Genomic DNA, 24,762 nt, shown 5'->3' on the forward strand with positions numbered 1-24,762 from the left:
CATGATAAGGATCACAAGGGCAGATCCGGGCTTGGTTTCGGCGTATTTGATGGTATGATCCCGCCGCTATTAACTCGCCGAAGGCTATACCTTCGCTTATCAAGGTTTAAACCATGACATCGACTACACTTGCCAATTCTCCTGTTATTCTGGCTCTGGATACCTGTACCGAACTCTGCTCAGCGGCGCTGGCATGGCAAGGTGGCAGTATTGCCGAATCTGTCGATGCTCCCCGTGAACATAGCCAAAGATTGCTGCCCATGATAGAGAACTTGCTGAGCCAATCCGGGCTCAAGATGCAGGATATCGGTCTTATCGCCTATGGCCGAGGGCCAGGCAGTTTCACCGGTATCCGCATCTGCACCTCTATGACTCAAGGGCTGGCGCTGGGGCTGGATGTACCTGTAATCGGTATCTCTACCTTGGCCGCCATGGCGCAGCAAGCGATAACCGAACATGGTGCGCAGCAGGTGATTTGTGCCATAGATGCCCGCATGGGCGAAATCTATTGGGCGGCGTTTGAACAGGAATCCGGCCTGGCCAAACTGGTGGGCATAGAGCAAGTGAGCGCCCCTGAGACAATGACCTCGCCCTTTGCCAATGCGGATAAGGTGTATTGCTGTGGCACAGGGTTTGACGCCTACCCGGCACTGTTACAACATGCCGAGAACTTGACCTTGCTTGATGCGGTGAAATATCCTCAAGCCAGTGCTATGCTTGCTTTGGCAAGCCTTGGCTGGCAACAAGGACAGGCCACCTCGGTCGATGAGCTGGCGCCTGTGTACTTGCGAGATACAGTTGCCTGGAAAAAACTGCCGGGAAGGGAATAGGGCTTCAGGCGGGTTAACTGCCTCATGGGCTTGGGGCAAACGGAGAGCAAAGCAGTATCATGATGATCAAGCAGACGGGACATCCGGGTGCAGTTCAAAGTCTGTCGCAGGCGGTAGCCGGCAATAGACCTCCGGAGCGTGCCCAGCAAACCGTTGAGACTCAAAATGAAATCCTTGTCAGCCCATCCAGACAGTTGCTCGAGTTTGACAGCCAAGCCCTTAATGACAAATACCAGCAAAGAGAGCAACTGAAGCGGGAAACTGCCGGTTATTCAGACGCAATCGCCCTCTATCTCCATACTCAACACGCCGCGCAGCGTGACGCTATTTCAGCCATGGTGGGCATAGATGTCTACGCCTGATAGCCCCGCCGATAACGCGTTTGTAAAACCTTGCCATTCTGCGCAATTACCGGGAAGAGGCCAGTTTCTGCTGGAACTCTTGCTGGCCTTGATGTTGACTCATTTGCCCTATGTCTCAGTGCCTTTCAAATGGCTGGAAAGCTATTTTCATGAGTTGTCCCATGCGCTGGCAACGCTGTTGAGCGGCGGGATTGTCAGCCATATCCAACTCTTTCCGAATGGCGCCGGTTTCTGTTTCAGTCAGGGCGGTTGGCCGCTCCTTATCGGCTTCAGTGGTTATTTGGGCGCGGCCTTTTGGGGCTGCCTGCTTTACCACCTGGCCACTTGGCCGCGGGGGATCCGTGTAAGTTTTGCCTTTATCGGCGCCTTGGTGCTGCTCACCATACTGCTGTGGGGGCGGGACTTACTTACCCTGAGTATTCTCATTAGTCTGAGTGTATTGTTTCTGCTGCCGTTGAAATTTGGCGGCAACCGACTGCTCAGCGGTAGCCTGCGCCTGGTGGCCTTGATGGTGATGCTCAATGCGCTCGCCAGCCCTGCCGTGTTGCTGGGGCTGGACGACAGGGGGGATGCGGTATTGTTGGCCGAGCACAGTTGGGTGCCTGCGTTCGTCTGGGTATTGCTGTGGTTCGCTTCCGGCTTATTGGCGCTGCTGCTTTGCTGGCGCCGCATAGATGGAAAATCAAACTGATCCTTGGCAAGTCTGCCGCTCACTGTTAGCTTGAACTCCAATCTTATTTGGCACCAGTGCGTGCCAAAAAGTCGTGTCGGCGGGTCTGTTGCCGCAGCATAAGTCCAGATTCAAAGGAGAAGGGAAATGGAATACAAGCAATTCAATCGTAAGCTGGCAACGCCGCTTGGCAAGGCGTGGCTATTGGCAGGCATGCTGCTTGGCAGCGGTGCGGCGCAGGCCGGCGAACAGGCGTTGCTGGAGGCGGTTAACAGTGACTTTCGTCGGGAAGCCAATGTCGAGCGCGACCAATATCGTCATCCAGAGCAGACGCTGGCTTTTTTCGGGATCACGGCGGAGCAAACCGTGATTGAACTCTGGCCAGGCGGCGGTTGGTACACAGAAATCCTGGCGCCCATGTTGGCGGATAAGGGGCAGTATATTGCCGCCGGTTTTAACACAGAGCCGCAAGAGGACACCCCGGGCAGCCGTTATCGGGCCAAAGCGGGCAAGCGTTATCTTGAATGGCTGCAAACTCACCCCAAAGAGCTCGGCAAAATCAAACAGGTGGTTTTGGATCCTCCAGCACAGGTAAAACTGGGAGAAGATGCCAGCGCCGATACGGTACTGACGTTCAGAAACCTGCATAACTGGGCCAGTCAGGGGCAACTGCAAACCGTGTTTCAGGCTGCCTTTAATGTGCTTAAAGATGGCGGCGTCTTTGGAGTGGTTGAGCACAGGGGCAAAGCCGGTAATGGCCCTGACAGCGGTTACATGATGCAGGATGAGATGATAGCACTGGCAGCAAAGGTCGGCTTCACCTTGGAAGCCAGCTGTGAGATCAATGCCAATGCCAAGGACAGTAAGGATTACCCTAAAGGCGTTTGGACCTTACCGCCGACATTGCGATTGGGTGAGCAGGACAGGGACACTTATCTCAAGATAGGAGAAAGTGACCGTATGACACTCAAATTTATCAAAAAAGCGAACTGATACACTGACAACAGAGGCATTATGTGGCAACCTTCCGCCCCCGTAAAAGCACTGAAGCTCCCGCTGCCGCACCTCACGCTGGCGGCACAATGCTGGGGAGCGGAGGATAAGCCGCTGTTACTGGCATTGCATGGATGGCTGGATAACAGTAACAGCTTTGCCCCTTTGGCCGAGAAGCTGATGAATGATTATCGTATTCTTGCCATCGACTGGCCGGGACATGGTTTATCGGATCACAGGCCAGGGCGTTATCCGCTGCACTGGATTGATTATCTGTATGATCTTGAGCTGCTGCTGGGCAGCTTGGCCGGTGATGCGCCAGTCACTTTGTTGGGGCACTCGCTGGGAGGGATTGTCGCCAGTGCTTATGCCGCAGCGTTTCCTGAGCGTGTCGATAAGTTACTGTTGATTGAAGCCTTTGCTCCTCTCTATGAGGCGGTGGAGCAGGCTAAACCCAGGCTGAGAAAGAGCTTTGCTGCCCATAAGCGTATGCTCGGCAGCAAACGTAGCCAAGTGGTTTATGACAGTATTGAGCCGGCCATCAAAGCCAGAGTGCAGTTGACTGGACTGGCCGAGCCTTGGTCCAGATTATTGGTGACGCGCAATATGCAAATTGATGCATACGGCGCCAGATGGCGCAGCGACCCAAGGCTAAGGCTCGACTCGCCGATGCGACTTTGTTTTGAGCAGGTAGCATCCCTGATGCAGGGAATCGCCATCCCAAGCTTGCTTATCACGGGTGAGCAAGGATTTCCCGGATTGGTGCAGAGTTTACCCCAGGCCCGCGCCTGGTACAGCGAGTTGCAAGTAGTGCAACTCCAAGGGGATCACCATCTGCATATGGAGAATGCCGATGAGGTAGCGCAAACTCTGGCCGGATTTCTCCAAGGTAGAAAATCCAATCCGGGGGACTAGGCAAATAAAAGCTTTTATGTGATGATGATCAAAATTTTAAACGCCCGTATGATTTTTGCGGCGCGAAAGTTAACTACCAAGAGTCGAGGCCCAAGGCCTTAATAAGAACTTTATAAAAATACTCAGTGCTTTGCCCGCAGACGCTGCGGGCTTTAACGACAGAGAGAGTCGTTTCCGCTGAAGACGGAATTTTAGGAGAGATTTGTGGACCAGCCCTGGATTAACAGTTTGCCTGCCGACGTGCCTGCCGAAATTGATACCAGCCGCTATGCTTCCTTGCTGGAGATGTTGGAATCAGCGGTCAATACTTACGCCGATCAACCCGCCTTCGTTAATATGGGCGTAACCCTGACGTACCGAAAACTGGAAGAGCGCAGTCGTGCCTTTGCCGCCTATTTGCAAAATGATCTCAAATTGCAGAAGGGCGATCGGGTGGCGATCATGATGCCAAACCTGCTGCAATACCCCATCGCTCTGTTTGGTGTGTTGCGAGCAGGCATGGTTGTGGTCAATGTCAATCCGCTCTATACCCCGAGAGAACTCAAGCATCAGTTGGTCGATTCTGGCGCCAAGGCGATAGTGGTAGTGTCCAATTTTGCCAGCACGCTGGAGCAAGTGGTCGATCAAACTCCGGTCAAAAACGTGATTATCACTGGGCTTGGCGATCTTTTGAGTACCCCAAAGGGTACCCTGGTTAATTTTGTGGTGAAGTATATTAAGCGCCTGGTGCCCAAATACTCATTGCCACACGCCATATCCATGCGTCGTGCGCTTCGGGCGGGTAAAAAGGCGCAATACGTCAAGCCTGTGGTCAAGAGTGACGATATCGCCTTTTTGCAGTATACCGGTGGTACTACAGGCGTTTCCAAGGGGGCCATGCTCAGCCATGGCAACATAGTTGCCAACGTATTGCAGGCCAACGGTGCCTATGCCCCTTTGCTCAACGACGGCAAGGAGTTTGTGGTAACCGCCTTGCCGCTTTATCATATTTTCGCCTTAACTGTGAACTGTTTGCTGTTCCTGCATAAAGGCGCCAACAACTTACTGATCACCAATCCCAGGGATATCCCGGGATTTGTGGCCGAACTCAAGAAAACACCTTTCACTGCTCTCACTGGGGTGAACACCTTGTTTAACGCCCTGGTCAACAGTGAAGAGTTTGCTGCTTTGGACTTCTCCCGCCTCAAACTCTCGATTGGTGGCGGTATGGCGGTGCAGCGCGCCGTGGCCGACAAATGGCAGAACATCACCAAGACCCGCTTGCTCGAAGGCTATGGCCTGACCGAAGCTTCACCTCTGGTTGCTTGCTGCCCTTATGATTTGGCCGGTTACAACGGCTCTATCGGCTTGCCTGCGCCCTCGACACAAATTCAAGTGCGTAGCGATGATGGTCAGGTGTTGCCTCAGGGGGAGACGGGCGAACTTTTTGCCAAAGGGCCTCAGGTGATGCTTGGCTACTGGCAACGTCCGGAAGAAACGGCCAAGGTGATCGACAAGGATGGTTGGCTGGCCACAGGCGATATCGGCTATATGGATGAAAAAGGCTTTTTCTATATTGTCGATCGCAAGAAGGACATGATCCTGGTTTCCGGCTTCAACGTTTTCCCCAATGAAGTGGAAGAGGTGGTGGCCTTGCATCCCAAGGTGGTTGAAGTAGCCGCCGTGGGTGTGCCACATGAGGTCAGTGGTGAACTGGTGAAGATTTTTGTGGTTGCAAAAGACAAATCTTTGACCGAGAAAGAGCTTATCAAACACTGTCGCCATCATTTAACAGGATATAAGGTGCCGAAGCTGATAGAATTCAGGGACGAATTGCCGAAAACCAATGTAGGAAAGATCCTGCGCAGAGAACTCAGAGATGAGGCCAAATCTGCATAATATAGAGAGCCGGCGCCAGCCGGCTCTTGTGTTTCCGAGACCTGGAAACTCGCGCAGGATGGGAGTTGAAGTTGCAAGATTACCTGTATGTAAAAGATGACGCCACCCTGGCACAGTTGGTAGCTCAATACCGTGAGGCTGAACTGCTGGTGCTGGATACCGAATTTGTACGCACCCGCACTTATTATGCTTGTTTAGGGCTTATTCAGGCCTATGACGGCAAGACTCTGGCGCTGATAGACCCTTTGGCCATCTCGGATCTGTCGGGCTTCTGGGCCTTGTTGACCGATGAGAAGATCACCAAGTTGTTGCATTCCTGCAGTGAAGACTTGGAAGTGTTTGCCCGCCAGGGCTTGTGCCAGCCCAAGCCTTTGTTTGACAGCCAATTGGCGGCGGCCATTGCCGGCCTGGGTCATGGCTTGGGTTATGCCAAGCTGGTACATGAATGTCTGGGAGTGGAGCTTGACAAGGGCGAGTCCCGTACTGACTGGCTGAAAAGGCCGTTATCAGAGGCGCAGCTCAGCTACGCCGCCAATGATGTCTATTATCTTTACCAACTCTATCCCCAGTTGCAGCAGAAACTGCAGCAGCAGGGCAGGATTGAGTGGGCATTGGAAGAGAGTCAACGCATGACCGAAGGGCGTCTGGATCCGCCGGATGAAGACACGGCCTATCTTAGGGTCAAGAACGCCTTTCAGTTGAGTACACCCCAATTGGCTGTGCTCAAGGTACTGGCGGCCTGGCGTTTGCGTAAGGCGTTGGCAAAGGATATGGCGCTGGGTTTTGTCATGAAAGATCATGCCCTTATCGGTTTGGCCAAACGCCAGCCCAGAGGGATCAATGACGTGCTTGCCATGAAAGAGCTGACGGATCATGAAAAGCGTCTTTACGCCAAAGACGTGCTCAAGGTTATGGCCAAGGCGGATATGAGTAATCTACCTGAGCCCTTGGATGTGCTGGCGCTCAAACCAGGGTACAAGAGCGCTTTCAAGAGCATTAAGCAGTGCTTGAGCGAGGTTGCAGAATCCGAAAGTGTGCCTATGGAGTTGCTTGGCTCCAAGCGCCATATTCATGAATATCTTGAGTGGATATGGGACGGTAAACAGGGACCCACTCCCTTGGTGTTGCTGGGATGGCGCGGCCAACTTGTAGCTGATAAATTGGCGAAATTGGCTCTCTGATCCAGGTTTGACTTATATTACTTTGGTACTTAGATACACTTGACTGGTAAATTTTTGGCATTCCCTTCAGGGAGCCGCGTTGTATGTTTTAGCGCGGTTTCCATGAGGGGAATGCCATAGATAAACACAGGTGTTTTTACACGCTTTGGCAAATGGCGCCTACCTGGAAAAATAACGCCGTTGCTTTGTTGTCAAAACTGGGCGATGAGCTCTTTTTGACGTTCGCTTTGCCTGGTGAGCTCCTTTCCGTGATGGCTTGCGGCTTCACTGTTATCGGTTAAACAGCCAACGCCCTGTTGTAACTGTTCTGAATGGCGGTGTAACTGTTCTACCACACAGGCTTGCTGCTCGGTGGCAACGGCTATTTGCTGGCTATGGGCGGCAATTCGGCCCAGTGCACTGGTGGCTTCGTCCAACCGTTGCGCCAACTTTTGCTCCAGTTGCAGACTTTCTTTGGTCAGTTGCTGGCTGCGCTCCATCTCGGTCACTGTCTGGCGACTTTGCAGACTGAGCTCGGCAATAATTTGATGTATTTCACCGGCGGATTCAGAGGAGCGCATTGCAAGGTTACGTACCTCATCGGCCACTACGGCAAATCCGCGCCCGGCTTCACCGGCTCGGGCCGCTTCGATAGCCGCATTGAGCGCCAGCAGATTGGTTTGATCAGAAAGTTGTTCAATCACTTCCAGCACAGTGTTTATACTACTGCAGCGTTTGTCCAATGCCAGCAACTGTGCTTCAACCTTCGCAAGCAGAGCGGTGACTTCGCTGTTGGCGGCGCGGCTGGCGACCAGAGCTTCTAGAGTGTGGCGGTTGCTTTGTTCAAGTTCAGTCACCTCGTTGGCCGTTTCGGCTGATGTATCAGCAATCTCGGTCACGGCACCTCTGAGCTCGTTGATGGCATCACCTTGCTGTTTCAGAGCACCGGTTTGCTGTGACAGTTCGCGGTAGTTGGCATCGACGGCGGCCTGATGGGCACTTAAACTGTTATCGAGGATCTCACCGCTGTCTTTTATCCGTCCTGTGATGGCGAATATCTCGGCCTGCTGCATTCTCAAACTCAATTCCAGCTCGGCGAGTTCATCTGTGCTGTTGCAGTAAATAGCCTGCATCAGTGGATTATTCTGTACTCCGCGGCTGAGTTGACTGACATTATTTAACCTTTGTTTGAGCCTGAAAAGACTCCAGCCCATCAAAGTTGCCGCTGCGCTGACCGGCACAAGTAGCCAGAGACCGCTTAGCCAGGGCAGGGTCACCAGGGATAGCAGTGATGCGCCCCAACAGAGCGCTAGCTTTGCCGTTAGCCCTATTCGAAAGCGTGGCAGTATCGATTTTCCTTGATTGATGGCCTGGTAGCAGTTTTCGGCTCTGGCGATAAGATCAGGGCTCGCCTTGGTACGTACTGATTGATACTCAACTATTTTACCCTTGCGGCGAATCGGGGTGACGTAGGCATTGACCCAGTAGTGACCGCCGTCTTTGCGGCGATTTTTAACCAAGCCCATCCAGCTGTTGCCATTTTTGACTTGATGCCAGAGATCGGCAAACGCCGCCTTGGGCATATGAGGATGGCGCACTATGTTGTGACCATGCCCCAAGAGTTCCTCACGAGAAAAGCCGCAAAGATCAATAAATTCTTGATTGATATGGGTGATGCGCCCTTTGAGATCTGTGGTGGATAGAATGCGGGCATCTTCCGTCACAGGTGTTTCAATGTCGGTAATGGGCAAATCTCTGTTCATCGTGTTTGTTTAAGCTGGATTAATACAGCGGACGATTATCAACAAAGAGAAGTGTCAAATTTGTGACAGGGCACGAATGGATTATGATTGTAATATAATAACTTGCAAAAGTTTGAACGGGATCATAAGCGGCACCTTGGGTGCCGCTTGAGTAGGAGTTTTTATCAGGTCTTGACCCGGGTCACGTCCACGAATAGGGTCAACATCTGTCCGGGTTGCAGGTACTTACTGGCTTTGAGCTGGTTCCATTCCAGCAGATCATTCACACTGACATTGAACTTGCTGGCGATTCTTGCCAACGAATCACCGGAGCGAACCTTATACTTCACGGTGCGCATTACGGCGTTGGCACTCTGGGATTTGCCGGAAGCTTTAGTCCAGATGGTCAGTTGTTTGCCGGGACGCAGCGGCGTTTTGGTCGAGATCCCGTTCCATTTCACCAGCTCGTTGACACTGACGCCATTATCCTTGGCTATCTGCCACAGGGAATCACCGGACTTGACCAGGTAGCTGCGTTTGCTCTTGCCGGACTTATTCTGACCCAGGCGTTGCTCCTTGGAGAGCGGGTAGGCCGATGCGTCCTTGAGGGCGACCGGGATCAACAGGTGCTTGCCAGCGACAATATTGTTGCCACTAATGCCGTTGACCGAACGAATAACATCGATACTGGTATGATGCTTCTTGGCTATTACTCCAAGAGAGTCACCCTTGCGGATCTTGTATCTGAGCCAGTTGAGGCGCTCGCTTGGCGCTGTACTGGCCAGGGCGATTTCAAACTCTTTGGCTTTGTCCAGCGGCAGTACCAGCTTGTGTGGCCCTTCCGGCGCTGTGGCCCAGCGATTGAAGCCTGGGTTGAACTGTTGCAGTTCATTGACTTCCATACCGGCAAGGCGCGCTGCCAGGGCCAAGTCTATCTGGCTGCCGACATCGACCACTTCCAACTTCTGTTCGTTGGCGATCGGTGTCAGTTGGATACCATATTTATCGGCATTTTTGACGACATCTGCCAGTGCCAGCAATTGCGGAACATAACGCTCGGTTTCCTTGGGCAGCGACAGCGACCAGAAGTCGGTAGGCTGTCCCTTTTGGCGGTTGCGCTTGACCGCATTCAACACCCGACCTTCGCCTGTGTTATATGCAGCTATGGCATAGAGCCAGTTCTCGCCGGTCTTGTCGTAGAGGTATTCCATCATATTCAGCGCTGCGGTTGTGGCTGCCGGAACGTCGCGGCGTCCGTCATACCACCAGTTGATCTCCAGACCAAAATGCAGCGCCATGGGCGAGGTAAACTGCCATAATCCTGAGGCGGCACCATGGGAGTAGGCGAAAGGATCGAAGGCACTTTCCACTATCGGCAGCAGTGCCAGCTCCATCGGCAGTTTGCGCTCTTCTATCTGCTCGACAATCAGATACATAAAGGGAGCAGCCCGTTCGGAGATCTGCTCCAGGTGTCTTGGATTATCTATGTACCATTGACGGTATTGGCGCACCAGCTTCTCATCGGGAACCGACATATTGAGTTGGTTGCGGATCCGCTGCCACACGTCAGTGACAACAACTTCCGGCTCGCTGATGACTTGTGGAGCCTGAGTAATGATCGGAGCCGGGGTGGCCTTAACCGGCGTTTCGGCAGTAGACTCCGGCGCTTGAGACAGCAGCTGACAGCCGCCAAGCAGGGAGAGGCTCCCCGCCAATATAAAAAATCTGATTTGCTTCAAAAACAGCAATCCTCGAATGATGGCCTGAACAGACAGGCAAACGCACATCAAACGGAAACCCGGGATAGGCCTGGTCCCTTGGCCCGGGATTGTACCTTGGGTGATACTTTTACCCTGGTTTGGTTTCCGTGGTGAAAAAGAAGCGCCGTTACTGAAAGCCAAGTATTATTATTTAAAACAATTAGATAAATATATCTTGGCTGAGCGTTGTCATAATAACGACACAAAAAAGCGGCTTATTGTAACCCGGTTTTCAGAAATTGTCTTTCCATTGCCTGAGAACTGCAAAGCGGCTCACGGGATCATGGCAGGGCTGACCGCTGTGGGATTCGAGCCTGCTCTGCAGTGTGTTCTTTTGGCAGCGCATAAAGGGGTTGATGGCCTTTTCACGACCAATAGTGGAGGGGAGTGTAGGCTCTTGCTGCTCGCGCAGCGCTTCGGCGGCAAGTTGGTAGTCAGCCAGTGCCTGGTTGTCCGGCTCAACGGCTTTGGCAAAACGCAGATTGGCCAAAGTATACTCATGGGTGCAATACACCTTGGTGCTGTCATCGAGGGCAGCAAACTGACTCAAAGAATGGTACATCTGCTCGGCGCTGCCTTCAAACAGGCGACCGCAGCCGGCGCAGAACAGGGTATCGCCACAAAACAGCGCATCGTCAATCAAATAAGCGATATGATCCAGCGTGTGCCCGGGAACCTTAAATACCCGGCATTCAAGAGCAAATCTACCTTGCCCTGGCTCAAGCCGATATTCACCTTCCTCTGTTAGTGGCTGGGTAATGCCTTTGATGGCCGGATTGGCTGGTCCGTAAACCGGGAGCGAGTCAAAAGTTTCCGTCAATGCCGGAATGCCACCGGTATGGTCGCTGTGGTGGTGAGTTATCAGTACTCCGGCTAAAGTCAGGTTATTTCGCGCCAAAAAAGCCAATACCGGCACGGCATCACCCGGGTCGACCACCCAACAACTATCACCTTGGGGCGCCACTATGGCCCAGATATAATTGTCATCGAAGGCGGCTATGGGCGTTATCTGAGGCTGGGGATGGGTGATATGGACGTTGGACATAAGCTCAAGGCTCCTTTAAGTCGGCGGGATCAGTTTCAATTTTACTGAGCCTCATACTTGCTTGTATAGGGGATTCGTTATTAAGCTGAGGCTAGAATGGCTTAACCGGAGTATCTATGCCTCTCTCGTCTGAGTCCAGACCCAGTTCCTGGGATAGTTTGCCCGCCGGTGAGACTATCAAACGTGAACTGGAAAGCAAACTGGCCTATTGGTGGCCCAGGGTGTTTGGTTATCATCTGTTGCGCCTGGGTGCCTTAAGCCGCGAACTCGAGATCAAAAACTGTCCGGTCTGGCATCAGTTCTCTCTCTTCCCTGATAAAGGTGCTTCAATAGTTGCCGATTTTGCCTCGCTACCGTTGGCGCCGGCCAGCATAGATGCAGTAGTGATGAACCTGGTGCTGGAGTTTGAGGCAAACCCTTACCGGATTTTGCGTGAAGCCGACAGGGTGCTGGTCAGTGGCGGCTATCTTTTTATAGTAGGAATTAACCCCTTCAGCTGTGCTTTTTTTGGCAAGTTGCTGCCCAGATTTCAACAGGCCTTACCCTGGAGCGGCCATTTCTTTATGCCGGCCAGGGTTAAAGATTGGCTCGGGCTCCTGGGGTATCAGGTGGTGCATGACGAGCGGCTCTTATATCATTCGCTGCTCAGCGAATCCGCGCCGTTGAAAATATGGCATCATTGGCAGCAAAAATGGCTGCCGGGTACCGGCTCTTTGTATCTGTTGGTGGCCCGCAAGCTGGATTCGCCGTTAACCCCCTTGGGGGATAAACGCCGCCAGCGGATCCCTGGTTGGCAACCCACGCCGACGCCGGGATTCTCCGGCAGACAATTGGAGCGCGACACTAAAGAAGAGCAATAATTTTAATGCGTATTACCCTGAAACAGTTGATGATTTTTGAAGCCGTGGCTCGCAGTGGTCAGGTAGTTAAAGCGGCCGAGCGGGTTAACCTCTCCGCGCCGGCCACATCTATGGCGTTGTCGGAACTTGAAAAGCAGCTCGATACCCGCTTATTCGAGCGTATAGGCAACCGCTTGCAGCTTAACTCTCAAGGCAGCCTACTGCTGCCTCTGGCCAGCGATGTACTGCAGCGCATCGAGCGCATAGAGCAGGCGTTTACCCCGAATAATCACGAATTGGCCGGTATGTTGAATGTCAGCGCCAGCTCTACCATAGGTAATTTTCTGCTGGCCAAGGCGGCGGTGGCATTCAGCCAGCAACATCTTCAGACTCAGGTCGACTTGGCGATAGACAATACCCGCAAGGTTATTCGCGATGTGGCCGAGTTTCGCGCCGAGTTGGGCTTCATTGAAGGTTACTGCCTCGATAGTCGTATCGCCGTATTGCCCTGGCATCAGGACTGTCTCAAGGTATTCTGCCATCCGGCGCACCCGCTGGCGGGAAGCAAGGTCTCGCCAAGCGAGCTCAAGGGGCTCTCCTGGGTATTGAGAGAAGAGGGCTCAGGCACCCGGGAGTACTTTGTCGATGCTGCCAACCGCCTTGACCTGCAGCCAGAGGCCCGTTTCTGTTTTCCAACTCCCGATGCCATCAAACAGGCGGTGAAGCAGGGCGCCGGGCTCGGAGTTTTGTCCGAGCTGACACTGGATAAAGAGCTGGCCCGTAGAGAACTGGCGTTGGTTGAGGTGGAGGGGCTGGCGCTTGAGCGGCCGTTTTACCTTATTCGCCACAAGAGCCACAGCCTGACGCCATTGGCGCAGGCCTTTATCGACTTTTGCGGCAAATTTTTGAAACTCAAGACAGTCGCGGACAAAGGGATTTAGAGGCTGTCCTGATAACCCTTATCGATTGTGGCAGGGTTGGCTTCGGCGGCTTCGCGGGCCAGGGCATCGCAACGCTCGTTCTCCGGGTGTCCGGCGTGGCCCTTGACCCAGCGCCAGTCTATCTGGTGTTGTTGCGTGGCCTTATCCAGCCGCTGCCAGAGATCGACATTTTTCACCGGCGTCTTGTTGGAAGTGACCCAGCCTTTTTTCTTCCAGCCGTGGATCCATTGGGTGATCCCCTGGCGCATATATTGGCTGTCGCTGGTCAGCACGATTTTACAAGGCTCTTTCAGGCTTTCCAGCGCGATAATGGGGGCCAGCAACTCCATGCGGTTGTTGGTTGTCAGGGCAAAGCCACCGGAGAGTTCTTTGGTATGTTGTTTATAACGCATGACGACACCATAGCCGCCGGGGCCGGGGTTGCCCAGGCAAGAGCCATCGGTGTATATCTGGATCTGTTTCAGTTCGCTCATCAAGTTGTTACCATATCCGGCAAATGCGGGCGAGTATACCCGTAAATTCACTCAGGAAGCTGCAAAAAATAGATGAATATCATATCGAATGCCAGTCGGCAGATCATTCTTGATACCGAAACCACAGGTATGAACCAGGGCGCAGGCCCCGTCTATCAGGGCCACAGGATCATTGAGATAGGTTGCGTGGAAGTGATTAACCGCCGCCTGACAGGTCGCACTTTCCACCAATACATCAACCCTGGCCAACCCATTGATGAAGAAGCGATTGCGGTTCACGGAATTACCAATGAGAGAGTGGCCAACGAGCCAAGATTCCATGAAATTGCCGCCGACTTTATCGCCTTTATTCAAGGGGCTGAGATTGTGGCTCACAACGCTTCGTTTGACGTGAGCTTTATGGATCATGAGTTTTCCATGACCAATCCCAGGGGGCCGGTGACGGCGGATATTTGTCAGATCCTCGACTCTCTGGCCATTGCCAAGTTTTTACACCCGGGGCAAAAGAACAATCTGGACGCCCTGTGTAAGCGTTACCATATAGACAACTCCCGTCGTGAATATCACGGCGCTTTGCTCGATGCCGAGATCCTCGCCGATGTATATCTGGCGATGACTGGTGGCCAGACCAAGTTCAACCTTTCCAGCGATCAAGCAGGGCAGGAAGCCGGTGGCATCATGCGTCTCGATACCAATCGCGCAAAACTTAAAGTGATCGCCGCATCGGCCGATGAACTGAATATGCATGAGCAAAGGCTCGATTTAGTTGCAAAATCAGGCAAGTGCCTCTGGCGCGACGAGCCACAACCTATGGATTGAAGCAAATAATGGGATTGAGACCAGCGCTGGGCCTCATGGCGTGTCTGCTGCTTGGCTTCGGGGGGGCGACAGCTGCCGAGATTGTCCCCAAGGAACAGGCTTCAGAGCTTAAGAATCGTTTTCGGATCGATCATATGGTCGACAGAATCGTACTGCTGGTGCAGCGGGAATACGGCTCCGCCCCTGTGGTGGTGGTCTTGCCCGATGGCAGTAAATGGTATGCCTCGCGCCACCCGGAGAATGTCAAGTGGACCGATGGGGTTACAGGCGACATGATTTCGGTGGAAAACCCTGTGCCCGGCCCTTGGCAGCTCATTGGTAAAGTCGTGCCCGGCTCGCAAATTACCCGGGTGTCAGAGTTGGGTATTGAGGTGGATGAGCTGCCTCAACCTCTTTATCAAGGTGAGCGGCTTAAATTGACCGCCCATCTCACCGGTGATTCGCTGAGAATGCGGCTGCCTGGGCTTGAATATCTATTGAGATGGACCGCGCGTTTTGCCTCTTCCCATCAACCTGGAGATGAAAACTTTGCTGCCGGTACCCTGATTGTCGGCAGTTATCAGGATAATGGTGAAGCGCTGGATGAAAGGCCTGATGATGGCACTTTCACTGCAAACATTAACCTCAACCAGCCCTGGGGGGATTACACCCTACAGGTCAATGTGCAAAACGATGTGTTTGAACGGGAGTTTAAACAGGCATTTAGGCTGGAGCCTACTCCTGTGGATATCAAGGTGCTGGAGCCGGACGATCCTCTGACTCAGCCCTGGGGCCTAATGCTGAGGGCCAACCCTGATATTCTGCGCCTTGAGGAAACCTATTTTGATATTGAACTCTTGGGACCAGCCGGGTTGCAATTACCGCTTACTGTGCGTCAGCCCAAGGAAGGTAGCACACAGCTTGTGTTGCCCCAAGTGAGTGATTTTGGCAGTTACCGCATCAAGGGTACTGTCTTCAGTACAGATAAACAGGGAAGGGAACTGGTATTGAGCCTGCCGGAACGTTTCTTCAATTTCGTTGAGCCTCCCAAGCCGCCACCGAGCGCCGAAGAGATGGCCGCCAGGGCTGCAGTAATAGCAGCCAAAGAAGAGGCGGCAGCCAAAGAAAATGCCCTTTACCTGATCATAGGCGGTAACGTTTTGCTACTGCTGTTTGGGGTCGGCGCCATTCTGTTTTGGCGCAAGCGCCAGAGTTTGAAACAGGCCTTGGCTGTGGCTGAGGCCCAAATGCTGGAACAGCAGCAGTCCAGGCCTGAGGTTGATACTTTACCGGAGATCGATTTGACCTTGCCGGATGAAGATGAACAAAAATCAAACAGAACACTTTGATTATTAGTAGATTGCTGTTTTTTTGGCTGCTTGAGAGCCGATTAAAGAAAAAGTTGTTGACGCTGGCATAGGCTCTACGTATTATTCCCGGCAACTTGAGTGGAGCGGTAGTTCAGTTGGTTAGAATACCGGCCTGTCACGCCGGGGGTCGCGGGTTCGAGTCCCGTCCGCTCCGCCAGTCAAGTTAACGAATTTGAGTTTTATTGCCCAGGCGATAAAGCAAGATTTTGGAGCGGTAGTTCAGTTGGTTAGAATACCGGCCTGTCACGCCGGGGGTCGCGGGTTCGAGTCCCGTCCGCTCCGCCAAAATAGGAAGCCCAAGCTATTCAATAGCTTGGGCTTTTTGTTACCGCCTTGCAAAATTTTCCATCAAACTATGAGTTAGCCATAGCAGTGTCTCGTCATTGACCGTATCACAACAAGACGGTTCTAGCCGTCTTGTTGTGGCCGAGTTCAGAGTGGATCTCCAGCCGTATGCACATCAATATCTGGATGGGTTCTGGCATAGTTGAGTGCCAACACCACCAGCAGCACCATGGAAGAAGTCAAAAGCCCTATGCTGAGTTGTCCCATCATGGGCACCAGCGACATTAACATGGCCGCAAGACCGGCGGCAAAGTTCTGCAGGCCACCGAGCAGGGCACCGGCAACTCCGGCTTGGCGCGGGAAGGGTTCAAGCGCTGCCGATGTCAGTGCCGGAAACAGTATGCCTGCCCCGGTAAAGAAGAGCACAGAGCCAATCAGTAGGCACCAGCCTATCACCAAAGTTGACAGGCCGGGCAGTAGTAAAAATAGCGCCCCGGCGCCCAGCAGAGCTACGCCGTGGTGAAACAGTTTATGCAGTGATGCCTGTCTGCCGGCATACCAGGCGCCCAGCAAGTAGCCCGGAATAGGGGCCACGAAATAGCAGCTGACCATCATGGGACTCATGGCCAACACCTGACCATAGAGAATACCGGCAATAGCCTCAAAGGCGGCAATCCCGGCGAAGGTAGCCACCAAAGACAGCAGATAACCGCGAAAGGCTCTGTGTTTGAGCACCAAGGCATAAGACTTGAGCACAGATTGCGGCTGGCGTTTTTCTTTGGGCAGGGATTCCTTGAATTTCAGCGCCAGGGTGATTACCACGCAGACACCGAAAAATGCCAGGAACCAATACACGGCATGCCAGCCATAATGCATACTCAACACCCCGCCAATAAAAGGAGCCAGCAGCGGTGAGAACACCACGGCCATGGACACGTAACTGTTGAAGCGCACCAGTTTTTCACCGAAGAAGAAATCTCTTGGAATAGAACGGCAAAGGGCGCCGGCACTGGCGGTGCCGCAGCCTTGAATGGCACTGGCAAGCAACAAGGTGTTAAAGCTCCCGGCGCAGGCGGCAATGATAGCGCCTATGACGAACAGACTGAGACCGATAAGCAGCAGCGGCTTACGGCCGAATCTGTCCGATACCGGGCCATAAACAAATTGCAGCAGGCCATAGGCCAACAGATAAGTGCCCATAATCGCCTGTAACTGACCGGCGCTGACACTGAATTGCTCACCCATCATAGGCAGAGCGGGCACAAAAATGGTTTGGGCTATCTGGCCGCAGGCGACCATCATCACCAGCATGATTAACAGGGGGCTCAAGGATACGCCGGAAACATTCTCATCAGGTACCACAGTCAATACTCCACAACCTTGATACAGAACTAAAAGATCGTTTGGGAAGATACGCAAAGACGAGTGCCGGATAGGGAGGCGCATCTTCCTGCTCGGGGTCTCCCCGAGACGGGCGCTATCATACTCGGCTATTTTGCAATTTCAATGACAGAAGTCGCTGTTAAACAAGAAAAAACTAGGGATATTGATAACTTTTCATCCGGCACAATAGTGTGTAATTATTAGTTTACAGTTGTTGGGTTGATTCTTGGGCAAAGCCAACAGTAAGTCATCTCTGTAACCCGCACACCTTCGCTTTTATTGGTTTTGAAGTCAGCAGTTGAATATTGATGTGGAATAAGATGTTTACAGTCTGCTTTGGTAAATTAATTTTTGGATCCCAAGCCTGTTACTCGTGTTATCGGCAAGCCGCCAGCATTCCCCCCGGGAAAGAGTGAGCTTAAAGCGCTTGCTGCAACCAGGATGCGGCAGTAAACTGCGCCGGCCATTAGGTTCGGCTGTCACTGCCTCAACACCGCACCTAATCCAATGGCACAAACTAGCTATTAAGTCATTGTCATTCGGGATATTCATGTCAATTCAACCTCACGCGGTTCACCGCCTGTATGAACACCGTCAGTCGCTGTCGACCAAACCTTATGCATCAAGGGGCAAGAATCTTGTTCGCTGCGGTCGTTGTCTGTTGGAGCAGAGCTTTTGTACCTGTGAGCACAGGCGACTGTTGCCTTCCAAAGCGGCGTTTGCGCTGGTTATGTATGATGCCGAGGTATTGAAACCCAGCAACAGTGGGCGTTTGATAGCCGACCTCATTCCGGATACCCATGCCTTTCTCTGGTCGCGAACTCAGCCGGACCCTCAACTCTTGGCCTTGCTGGAAAATCCGGATTATCAACCCTACCTGGTGTTTCCTGGGGAATATGCCTTACCTGGGCAAGAGGTGGTGACTGAGGCTTTGAGTGAGGTGCTCGCTAATCAGGGAGAGCCCGAGCAAGCCAAGCTGCCGCTGTTTATTGTGCTCGATGGCAGTTGGCGTGAGGCAGTGAAGATGTTTCGCAAGAGTAGTTATCTGCATCAATTACCTATGCTGTCATTCAGCGCTGAAACCTTGGCTCGCTATCAGCTTAGAAAGGGCAGCCGCGACTTTCAGATGGGCACCGCCGAAGTGGCGATATTAACTCTGCAATCTTTAGGGGAACAAGGCTGCGCCGAAGCCTTGGATACCTGGTTTAAGCTCTTTATCAGCAGCAGTTTGGCAACCCGCAGTCGCTTGGTAAAAAATAAGCCAGAACAAATTCAAATACTCAAACAGCAGTTTACCCGCCAGGTCGCCGATTTGTATTCCGAACAGATAACTTATCGTCCCTAACCAGGGATGATAATTGACAAGTAGCTTCAAGCACTTACACTGGGAAATAAAACAATCTGGCGCCAAACGCCGGGTTGTTGAGCCATCAGGACCGCCCATTGAATGTTGGAAGCTGCCATGTCCTTAGTTGTTACTGCACTAAAACCCGTGTTTGCCCGTAAGGGTTATTTCAATCACTCGATTGCTCCACTATTGCCACTGCTCATTGTCAGTGGTTTTTTATTGCTCGGTTGTGAACCTGAACCCGTGACCATCACCCCCAAACTGGTGGTGGTGGAAGAGGTTGAGCAGGCGACTGTGCCTGTTTACGGTAATTATGTCGGTATCACCAAGGCTTCGTTGGATGTGGAGGTCAGGGCCCGAGTCGATGGCTTTGTCGAGGAGCGACTCTTTACCGAGGGCAGCGCTGTCAATGCCGGCGATATCTTATACAAGATAGATAACAAGCCGTATAACGCAGTGGTTAACCGACTCAAGGCCAATGTTGAGTCACAGCAGGCGATACTGGAAAAGGCGCAGCGGGATGTGAAGCGTCTGAAACCTCTCTATGAACAGGATGCCGCCAGTCAGTTGGATTATGACAATGCGCTGTCGGCGTTGGCTCAGGCCAAGTCGTCTCTGGCCGCCGGCCACGCCGAGCTGGAAGAAGCGCTGCTGGAGCTTAGTTACACCGAGATAAGAGCGCCGATCGCAGGTTTAGTCAGTCGCTCCGAGGTGGATATCGGCGCCTTGGTCGGTAGCCAGGGGCAATCCTTGCTGACACGGGTGAAGCAGGTGAATCCCATCTATGTCAATTTCAATATGTCGGCGCTGGATTACCTCAATGCCAGACGTCGCATGACCAGTTATAACCAGCAACAGGAAGCCGAGACTGAAGGCAAGGCGGTAGAAGGGTTTGTACGTATCACCTTGCCGGACAACAGTGAATATCGCTATCTGGGTAACGTCAGTTTCACCGATCCTCAGGTTAACCCCAGTACAGGTACTTTCGAGGTGAGGGCGGTTTTGCCCAATCCGGACAAGGAGTTGCTGCCGGGTCAGTACACCAATGTCAGGATCAAACTCAGTGAGATAGACAATGCCATAGTGATCCCGCAGCGTTCAACCCAGGTGGATCAGGGCGGCGTTTATGTGATGGTGGTGATGCCGGACAATAAGGTTGAGCGGCGCTTTATCGTGATTGAGCATCAGGGGCCTGAGGGCGTGGTGGTCAAAAGCGGTCTCAACGCCGGTGAACGTGTGATAGTCGAAGGCATGCACCGCGTGCGTCATGGCCAACTGGCCGAGCCGCTTGATGCCAAAGAGTATCAAAAGCGGCTCGACGAGCAGGAAAAGCAGGAGGCACTGGAGCAGCAATCAAAAGAACAGGAGCGTAAGTAAATGGCTCAGTTCTTTATTGGCCGACCCGTGTTCTCGGCCGTTATCAGTATTGTTATTGTGCTCTTGGGCTTGATAGCCATGTTCCAGCTGCCGGTGGATCAATATCCCTATATCACGCCGCCGCAGGTGAGTATCTCGGCTTCCTATCCGGGAGCCGCCTCCACAACCGCTGCCGAGTCCGTGGCAACACCGCTGGAGCAGGAGGTCAATGGTGTGCCCAATATGATCTATATGAGCTCCAAGAGCACCAATTCCGGCGGCACCAATGTCACCATTACCTTTGATGTAGGCACAAGCCCGGATCTGGCGGCGGTGGATGTGCAGAACGCGACTCAGCAGGCTCTGGGTAATTTGCCAATCAATGTGCAAACCGAAGGTGTTTCTGTCTCCAAGGATTCTTCGGTGGAGCTGCTCAAGCTGGCATTGACCTCCAAAGATCCCCGTTTCGATGAAATTTACCTCTCCAATTACGCCTCCATCAATATCGAATCGGCACTGAGACGGATCCCCGGCGTTGGTCGTACCCGGAATACCGGCTCCCGCAGTTATGCTATGCGGGTGTGGCTGCGCCCGGATGCCATGGCCGGTCATAGCCTGACCACGACAGATGTTACTGACGCCATCAAGGCACAAAACAAGGAAACCCCGGCCGGTACTGTGGGTACCCAACCCAATAGTGATGCCTTGAGCCAGACCTTACCGATAACCGCCAGTGGGCGGCTGTCCAGTGTCAGGGAATTTGAAGAGATCATAGTTCGCGCCAATCCGGACGGATCCATCATTCGCCTGCGTGATATTGCCAGGGTGGAGCTCGGCTCATCGGCGTATACCTTGCAATCCCAACTCAATGGCCAGAATGCCACCATCTTGCAGGTGTATCTGTTGCCCGGTGCCAACGCCCTTGAGGTGACCCGTAAGGTCAAGGAAACCATGGCGGAGCTGGCGACCAAGTTTCCCAGCGGTATGGAATGGCAGGTGTTTTACGATGCTTCTGTGTTTATTGAAGAATCCATCGATGAGGTGGTGCAAACCCTGATCGAAGCCCTGGTGTTGGTGGTGCTGGTGGTATACCTGTTCTTGCAGAATTGGCGGGCGACCCTGATCCCGGCAATTGCGGTACCTGTCTCCCTGATTGGGACATTGGCCGCCATGCTGGCTTTCGGTTTTACCATTAATACCGTTAGCCTGCTGGCACTGGTTTTGGCCATTGGCATTGTGGTTGACGATGCCATTGTGGTGGTGGAAAACGTCGAGCGACTTATCAATGAAAAGGGCATGAGCCCGATGGCGGCCACCCGCAGCGCCATGAAAGAGTTATCCGGTGCCTTGATAGCAACCAGTTTGGTGCTGTGCGCCGTGTTTGTACCTGTGTCTTTTCTTGCCGGGATCACCGGCATTATGTACCGTGAATTTGCCGTCGCCATTGCCGTGGCTGTGCTGATCTCCACTGTGGTGGCATTGACCCTGAGCCCGGCACTTTGCGCTTTGCTGTTGCGGCCGGGCGATGCGGCCAACAGCGGTTTCTTCTTCTGGCTCAATAACCGTCTCTCCAAATTGACCGACAAATATGTGTCCCTGGTAGGCTTAGCCAACAAGCATGCGCGGCGCAGTTACCTGGTGTTTGGCGCCATGGTGGTGGCGGTTTGGTACATCATGAGCCATTTGCCATCGAGCTTTATGCCGGATGAGGATCAGGGCCGTTTCTTCATCGATATGACGCTGCCTGCCGGGGCGACGGTCAACCGCACCCAAGAGGTGCTCAAGATTGCCGAGCGCCATGTGCTGGCCCATCCGGCCGTCGCCTGGTCTTTTACCCTGGCCGGGGAAAACCGCCGCTCTGGGTCGAATCAGGCCAACGGTCAGTTTGAAGTGATCCTCAAACCCTGGGCCGAACGGGAACAAAATCAGGCCACAGTGCAGAAGGTAATGAAAGAGCTTAAATATCAGCTCAGCCAGGTATTGCAGGCTGAGTTCAACCTCTACCTGCCTTCGGCTGTGCCCGGTCTGGGTAACGGCTCCGGGGTGGAGATGGTGCTGCAGGATACTTCGGGAACCAACTTCAAAGGATTGATGGAAACCAGCAACGAATTGGTCGAGCAACTCAAGCAACAACCTGAGGTTGCGGCAGCGGCCATGTCGCTGCAGGGTTCCATTCCACAGCTGTACCTCTCGGTCAATGAAGCCAAGGCGATGGCTATCGGGGTAGATGTGGCCGATCTCTACAGTACCATCAAGACCTTTACCGATTCGGCCACGGTCAATGATTTCAATCTGTTTGGTCGGGTATACCGCGTCAGAGTACAGGCCGAAGACAGTTATCGTCAGTTTCCCCAGCAGATCAAAGATTATTATGTCCGGTCATCCAATGGTGCCATGGTGCCGATAGGGGTCTTGGCCGACTATGAATATACTGTGGGGCCTGCGGCTGTGACCCATTACAATCTGTTCTCCAGTGCGTCCATCAATGTCACTCCGGCGCCCGGGTATGCGACCGGTGATGTGATAAAAGCCATCGATAGGGTGGCTAAGCCCATGTTACCGCCCGAGTTCAAGTATGAATGGACCGGGCTCACCTTCCAGGAAGTGCGCTCGGCCAACCAGACCAGTATCGCCATTACGCTGGCCTTGGTGTTCGTGTTCCTGTTTTTGGCGGCGCTGTACGAGAGTTGGACCATTCCTGTCGCCGTGCTACTTATTGCGCCCATCGCCATGCTGGGAGCCTCTTTGGCAACACTGCTCAGTGGTATGCAGAGTAATCTCTTCTTCCAGGTTGCCTTCATTGCCCTTATCGGGATGGCGGCCAAAAACTCGATTTTGATTGTCGAGTTCGCCAATCAACTGCATCGAGAGGGCCGTTCACGGCTGGAGGCGGCAATGGAAGCCGCCGCAATGCGCTTCAGGCCGATTTTGATGACCTCCATGGCCTTTATTCTCGGTGTCTTGCCGCTGGTTTTGTCGGCCGGTCCCGGCTCTGTCAGTCGTCACTCGGTATCTATTTCCATCCTTGGAGGCATGGTGCTGGCCACCAGCATAGGGATTGTACTGGTGCCGCTGTTCTTTGTGACCACAGCCGCTTGGGTTCGCACCAAGGTTAAGGGTGACTCGGCAAGCCAAAAGTCGGCCACGGAGGAAGGCGTATGAAGACAGGGGTATTAACCATGAGCCGGGTGAAACCGATTAAGCTACTGGTCCTTAGTAAACGCACTAGACCGGAACTGCTCGCCCTGACACTTTCCTTGGGCCTTTGGGGCTGCACGCTGGGACCGGATTATCAGCGCCCTGAGCTCAATATGCCGGCGCAGTTTGATAAGGCGCTGCCGCAAGTAGAGTCCGATGAAGCCGTTAAGGATGGGTGGCAGACGTTTTTCCTCAATCCCGAGTTGCAGGTACTTATTCGTCAGGCGCTGAATAACAATATCGACCTGGCGATGATGCAAAGCAGGCTGCGAGCCGCCAGAGCCGAAGGGCGGGTGGTTGATGCGGCTCTGTGGCCCGAGCTTGGGCTTGAGTTTGAAGCCGAACGGTCACTCAGCAGCGCCATTACCAATAAAGATCCCAGTGCCGAGACAGATGTTAATCTCAAGGGGGTCGCTTCATGGGAGCTGGATGTTTGGGGCGCCAACCGCCGGGCCAGTGAGGCGGCACTGGCCAATACTCTGTCGCAGGCAGAGCTGCTTGAGGCATCCAAAATCAGCCTTATCAGTGATATCGCTACTGCCTTTTATCAGCTGACCGATATAGAACAAAGACTTAAGATCTCTCGGGAAACGGCCGAGATCCGCGCCAAGGAACTGCAACTGGCTAAACTCAGGCGGGCCAACGGGATGATCTCGGGTCTTGATGTACACCAGGCTGAAGTGGAATATCAAACCGCCATGGTGACCTTGCCCCAGCTCGAATATGACAGCAAGGCCAAGCGCAATCAGTTGCTTATCTTACTTGGAGCTTACGAGCACCCCTTGCCAGAGCTTCCCAAACTGGTGAGTAGCGAGTTTCCCGAGTCTCTGGCGGTTGGGGTGCCTTCACAGTTACTGTCGCGCCGCCCGGATGTTCGCGCCAGCGAGTTGGCCCTGGTAGCGGCCACGGCGGAGGTCGGGGTCGCCAAGAGTGCCTTTTTCCCCGGGTTTACCATTACCGCCGAATATGGCCGCGGATCCGATAGCCTGGATAACCTTTTCAGTTCCAAGGGACTCACCTGGTCGCTGCTCGGTGGGATCACGGCGCCGATTTTCAATGCCGGCAAGATAAGTGCCGAATATGAGATAGCCAACGAGGCGCAGCTGCAGGCCATGCTTGTTTATCGCAGCACGGTATTGAACGCCTATATGGAAGTGCGCAATGCGATGAATGATTATCAGAGAACGCAGCAGGCTCTGATAGAGCAACAACGCTTGCTTGATGCAGCCTCTGAATACGTGCGCCTGGCGCGGCTCAGATACCAGAACGGTGTTGCCACTTCGCTTGACTTGATGGATGCCCAGCGCCAACGTTTCAGCGCCGAGCTGTCGTTGAGCGAGTCAAAACGCGATAAGTTGCTGGCTATGATAGCCCTCTACCGCGCCCTGCGTGGCGGCGCACCGGCGAAGAGTTAAT

The 24,762-nt window shown here is 53.3% G+C and carries 20 protein-coding genes and 2 tRNA genes; 17 read left to right on the forward strand and 5 right to left on the reverse strand.

Annotated elements, in window-relative coordinates:
* The first annotated feature begins 113 nt into the window (after window positions 1-113).
* From tsaB to rnd, 7 genes are all read left to right on the forward strand, one after another.
* Window positions 114-830 (forward strand): tRNA (adenosine(37)-N6)-threonylcarbamoyltransferase complex dimerization subunit type 1 TsaB, encoded by a 717-nt coding sequence (gene tsaB, locus CX650_RS16220; protein ID WP_071476593.1) that lies wholly within the window; start codon window positions 114-116, stop codon window positions 828-830.
* A 59-nt stretch (window positions 831-889) separates the two neighbouring features.
* The gene (locus tag CX650_RS16225) at window positions 890-1,192 is read left to right on the forward strand and encodes a hypothetical protein (protein WP_157823064.1); all 303 of its coding nucleotides are present in this window, start codon (window positions 890-892) and stop codon (window positions 1,190-1,192) included.
* Window positions 1,179-1,883 carry a M50 family metallopeptidase gene (locus CX650_RS16230; protein ID WP_039033216.1) on the forward strand — a complete coding sequence of 235 codons (705 nt, stop codon included), beginning with the start codon at window positions 1,179-1,181 and terminating at the stop codon, window positions 1,881-1,883. The genes CX650_RS16225 and CX650_RS16230 overlap by 14 nt, the downstream gene beginning before the upstream one ends.
* A gap of 126 nt (window positions 1,884-2,009) precedes the next feature.
* Window positions 2,010-2,855: a class I SAM-dependent methyltransferase gene (locus tag CX650_RS16235; protein WP_101096424.1), complete on the forward strand. Its 846-nt coding sequence runs from the start codon at window positions 2,010-2,012 to the stop codon at window positions 2,853-2,855.
* A gap of 21 nt (window positions 2,856-2,876) precedes the next feature.
* On the forward strand, window positions 2,877-3,770 hold the full coding sequence (locus CX650_RS16240) for an alpha/beta fold hydrolase (protein WP_039033215.1): 894 nt from the start codon (window positions 2,877-2,879) through the stop codon (window positions 3,768-3,770).
* A 204-nt stretch (window positions 3,771-3,974) separates the two neighbouring features.
* Window positions 3,975-5,648: a long-chain-fatty-acid--CoA ligase FadD gene (fadD, locus tag CX650_RS16245; RefSeq protein WP_101096425.1), complete on the forward strand. Its 1,674-nt coding sequence runs from the start codon at window positions 3,975-3,977 to the stop codon at window positions 5,646-5,648.
* A 71-nt stretch (window positions 5,649-5,719) separates the two neighbouring features.
* A complete protein-coding gene (gene rnd / locus CX650_RS16250; RefSeq protein WP_071476600.1) occupies window positions 5,720-6,829 on the forward strand; it encodes a ribonuclease D in 1,110 nt (369 codons plus the stop codon).
* Between the two features lie 191 nt (window positions 6,830-7,020).
* On the opposite strand, the gene CX650_RS16255 is transcribed toward rnd, so the two are convergent.
* From CX650_RS16255 to gloB, 3 genes are all read right to left on the reverse strand, one after another.
* Window positions 7,021-8,571 carry a methyl-accepting chemotaxis protein gene (locus CX650_RS16255; RefSeq protein WP_101096426.1) on the reverse strand — a complete coding sequence of 517 codons (1,551 nt, stop codon included), beginning with the start codon at window positions 8,569-8,571 and terminating at the stop codon, window positions 7,021-7,023.
* Window positions 8,572-8,735: 164 nt separating this feature from the next.
* Complete coding sequence (locus CX650_RS16260) at window positions 8,736-10,289, reverse strand: LysM peptidoglycan-binding domain-containing protein (protein ID WP_229799924.1); 1,554 nt, start codon at window positions 10,287-10,289, stop codon at window positions 8,736-8,738.
* Between the two features lie 253 nt (window positions 10,290-10,542).
* Window positions 10,543-11,355: a hydroxyacylglutathione hydrolase gene (gloB, locus tag CX650_RS16265; protein WP_039033213.1), complete on the reverse strand. Its 813-nt coding sequence runs from the start codon at window positions 11,353-11,355 to the stop codon at window positions 10,543-10,545.
* A 116-nt stretch (window positions 11,356-11,471) separates the two neighbouring features.
* Here gloB and CX650_RS16270 point away from each other — a divergent pair, with 116 nt between their 5' ends.
* Window positions 11,472-12,215, forward strand: coding sequence for a class I SAM-dependent methyltransferase (locus CX650_RS16270; RefSeq protein ID WP_101096427.1), 744 nt, complete (start codon window positions 11,472-11,474; stop codon window positions 12,213-12,215).
* A 5-nt stretch (window positions 12,216-12,220) separates the two neighbouring features.
* Window positions 12,221-13,135, forward strand: coding sequence for a LysR substrate-binding domain-containing protein (locus CX650_RS16275; RefSeq protein WP_039033211.1), 915 nt, complete (start codon window positions 12,221-12,223; stop codon window positions 13,133-13,135).
* Here the strand turns inward: CX650_RS16275 and rnhA are convergent.
* Window positions 13,132-13,608, reverse strand: a complete 477-nt coding sequence (gene rnhA / locus CX650_RS16280) for a ribonuclease HI (protein ID WP_039033210.1) — start codon at window positions 13,606-13,608, stop codon at window positions 13,132-13,134. The two genes, CX650_RS16275 and rnhA, sit on opposite strands and share 4 nt — an antisense overlap.
* Before the next feature lie 72 nt (window positions 13,609-13,680).
* On the opposite strand from rnhA, the gene dnaQ reads away from it, so the two are divergent.
* From dnaQ to CX650_RS16300, 4 genes are all read left to right on the forward strand, one after another.
* On the forward strand, window positions 13,681-14,427 hold the full coding sequence (gene dnaQ / locus CX650_RS16285; RefSeq protein WP_039033209.1) for a DNA polymerase III subunit epsilon: 747 nt from the start codon (window positions 13,681-13,683) through the stop codon (window positions 14,425-14,427).
* 35 nt (window positions 14,428-14,462) lie between these two features.
* On the forward strand, window positions 14,463-15,755 hold the full coding sequence (locus tag CX650_RS16290; protein WP_373297495.1) for a TIGR03503 family protein: 1,293 nt from the start codon (window positions 14,463-14,465) through the stop codon (window positions 15,753-15,755).
* A 101-nt stretch (window positions 15,756-15,856) separates the two neighbouring features.
* Window positions 15,857-15,933: transfer RNA gene (locus CX650_RS16295), tRNA-Asp, on the forward strand.
* 51 nt (window positions 15,934-15,984) lie between these two features.
* Window positions 15,985-16,061 (forward strand) — tRNA-Asp (locus CX650_RS16300).
* A gap of 147 nt (window positions 16,062-16,208) precedes the next feature.
* Here the strand turns inward: CX650_RS16300 and emrD are convergent.
* Window positions 16,209-17,429, reverse strand: a complete 1,221-nt coding sequence (gene emrD, locus CX650_RS16305) for a multidrug efflux MFS transporter EmrD (protein ID WP_226684339.1) — start codon at window positions 17,427-17,429, stop codon at window positions 16,209-16,211.
* Between the two features lie 565 nt (window positions 17,430-17,994).
* On the opposite strand from emrD, the gene CX650_RS16310 reads away from it, so the two are divergent.
* The 4 genes from CX650_RS16310 to CX650_RS16325 all read left to right on the forward strand — a co-directional run bounded on the left by CX650_RS16310 (window position 17,995) and on the right by CX650_RS16325 (window position 24,761).
* Complete coding sequence (locus tag CX650_RS16310; protein WP_100143713.1) at window positions 17,995-18,789, forward strand: tRNA-uridine aminocarboxypropyltransferase; 795 nt, start codon at window positions 17,995-17,997, stop codon at window positions 18,787-18,789.
* Window positions 18,790-18,906: 117 nt separating this feature from the next.
* On the forward strand, window positions 18,907-20,169 hold the full coding sequence (locus tag CX650_RS16315; RefSeq protein WP_101096536.1) for an efflux RND transporter periplasmic adaptor subunit: 1,263 nt from the start codon (window positions 18,907-18,909) through the stop codon (window positions 20,167-20,169).
* Complete coding sequence (locus CX650_RS16320; RefSeq protein ID WP_101096430.1) at window positions 20,170-23,310, forward strand: efflux RND transporter permease subunit; 3,141 nt, start codon at window positions 20,170-20,172, stop codon at window positions 23,308-23,310. It abuts the gene before it with no gap.
* Window positions 23,307-24,761, forward strand: coding sequence for an efflux transporter outer membrane subunit (locus CX650_RS16325; protein ID WP_229799927.1), 1,455 nt, complete (start codon window positions 23,307-23,309; stop codon window positions 24,759-24,761). The genes CX650_RS16320 and CX650_RS16325 overlap by 4 nt, the downstream gene beginning before the upstream one ends.
* Window position 24,762: the final 1 nt, after the last annotated feature.

The organism is Shewanella indica (assembly GCF_002836975.1).
Taxonomy (GTDB): domain Bacteria; phylum Pseudomonadota; class Gammaproteobacteria; order Enterobacterales; family Shewanellaceae; genus Shewanella; species Shewanella indica.

Coding starts and splice junctions, on each gene's coding strand:
- CX650_RS16315 (WP_101096536.1), top strand. CDS start 18,907: ATGTCCTTAGTTGTTACTGCACTAAAACCCGTGTTTGCCCGTAAGGGT.
- dnaQ (WP_039033209.1), top strand. CDS start 13,681: ATGAATATCATATCGAATGCCAGTCGGCAGATCATTCTTGATACCGAA.
- CX650_RS16270 (WP_101096427.1), top strand. CDS start 11,472: ATGCCTCTCTCGTCTGAGTCCAGACCCAGTTCCTGGGATAGTTTGCCC.
- CX650_RS16240 (WP_039033215.1), top strand. CDS start 2,877: ATGTGGCAACCTTCCGCCCCCGTAAAAGCACTGAAGCTCCCGCTGCCG.
- CX650_RS16235 (WP_101096424.1), top strand. CDS start 2,010: ATGGAATACAAGCAATTCAATCGTAAGCTGGCAACGCCGCTTGGCAAG.
- CX650_RS16225 (WP_157823064.1), top strand. CDS start 890: ATGATGATCAAGCAGACGGGACATCCGGGTGCAGTTCAAAGTCTGTCG.
- CX650_RS16275 (WP_039033211.1), top strand. CDS start 12,221: ATGCGTATTACCCTGAAACAGTTGATGATTTTTGAAGCCGTGGCTCGC.
- CX650_RS16255 (WP_101096426.1), bottom strand. CDS start 8,571: ATGAACAGAGATTTGCCCATTACCGACATTGAAACACCTGTGACGGAA.
- CX650_RS16290 (WP_373297495.1), top strand. CDS start 14,463: ATGGCGTGTCTGCTGCTTGGCTTCGGGGGGGCGACAGCTGCCGAGATT.
- CX650_RS16310 (WP_100143713.1), top strand. CDS start 17,995: ATGTCAATTCAACCTCACGCGGTTCACCGCCTGTATGAACACCGTCAG.
- CX650_RS16325 (WP_229799927.1), top strand. CDS start 23,307: ATGAAGACAGGGGTATTAACCATGAGCCGGGTGAAACCGATTAAGCTA.
- rnhA (WP_039033210.1), bottom strand. CDS start 13,608: ATGAGCGAACTGAAACAGATCCAGATATACACCGATGGCTCTTGCCTG.
- gloB (WP_039033213.1), bottom strand. CDS start 11,355: ATGTCCAACGTCCATATCACCCATCCCCAGCCTCAGATAACGCCCATA.
- CX650_RS16320 (WP_101096430.1), top strand. CDS start 20,170: ATGGCTCAGTTCTTTATTGGCCGACCCGTGTTCTCGGCCGTTATCAGT.
- tsaB (WP_071476593.1), top strand. CDS start 114: ATGACATCGACTACACTTGCCAATTCTCCTGTTATTCTGGCTCTGGAT.
- CX650_RS16230 (WP_039033216.1), top strand. CDS start 1,179: ATGTCTACGCCTGATAGCCCCGCCGATAACGCGTTTGTAAAACCTTGC.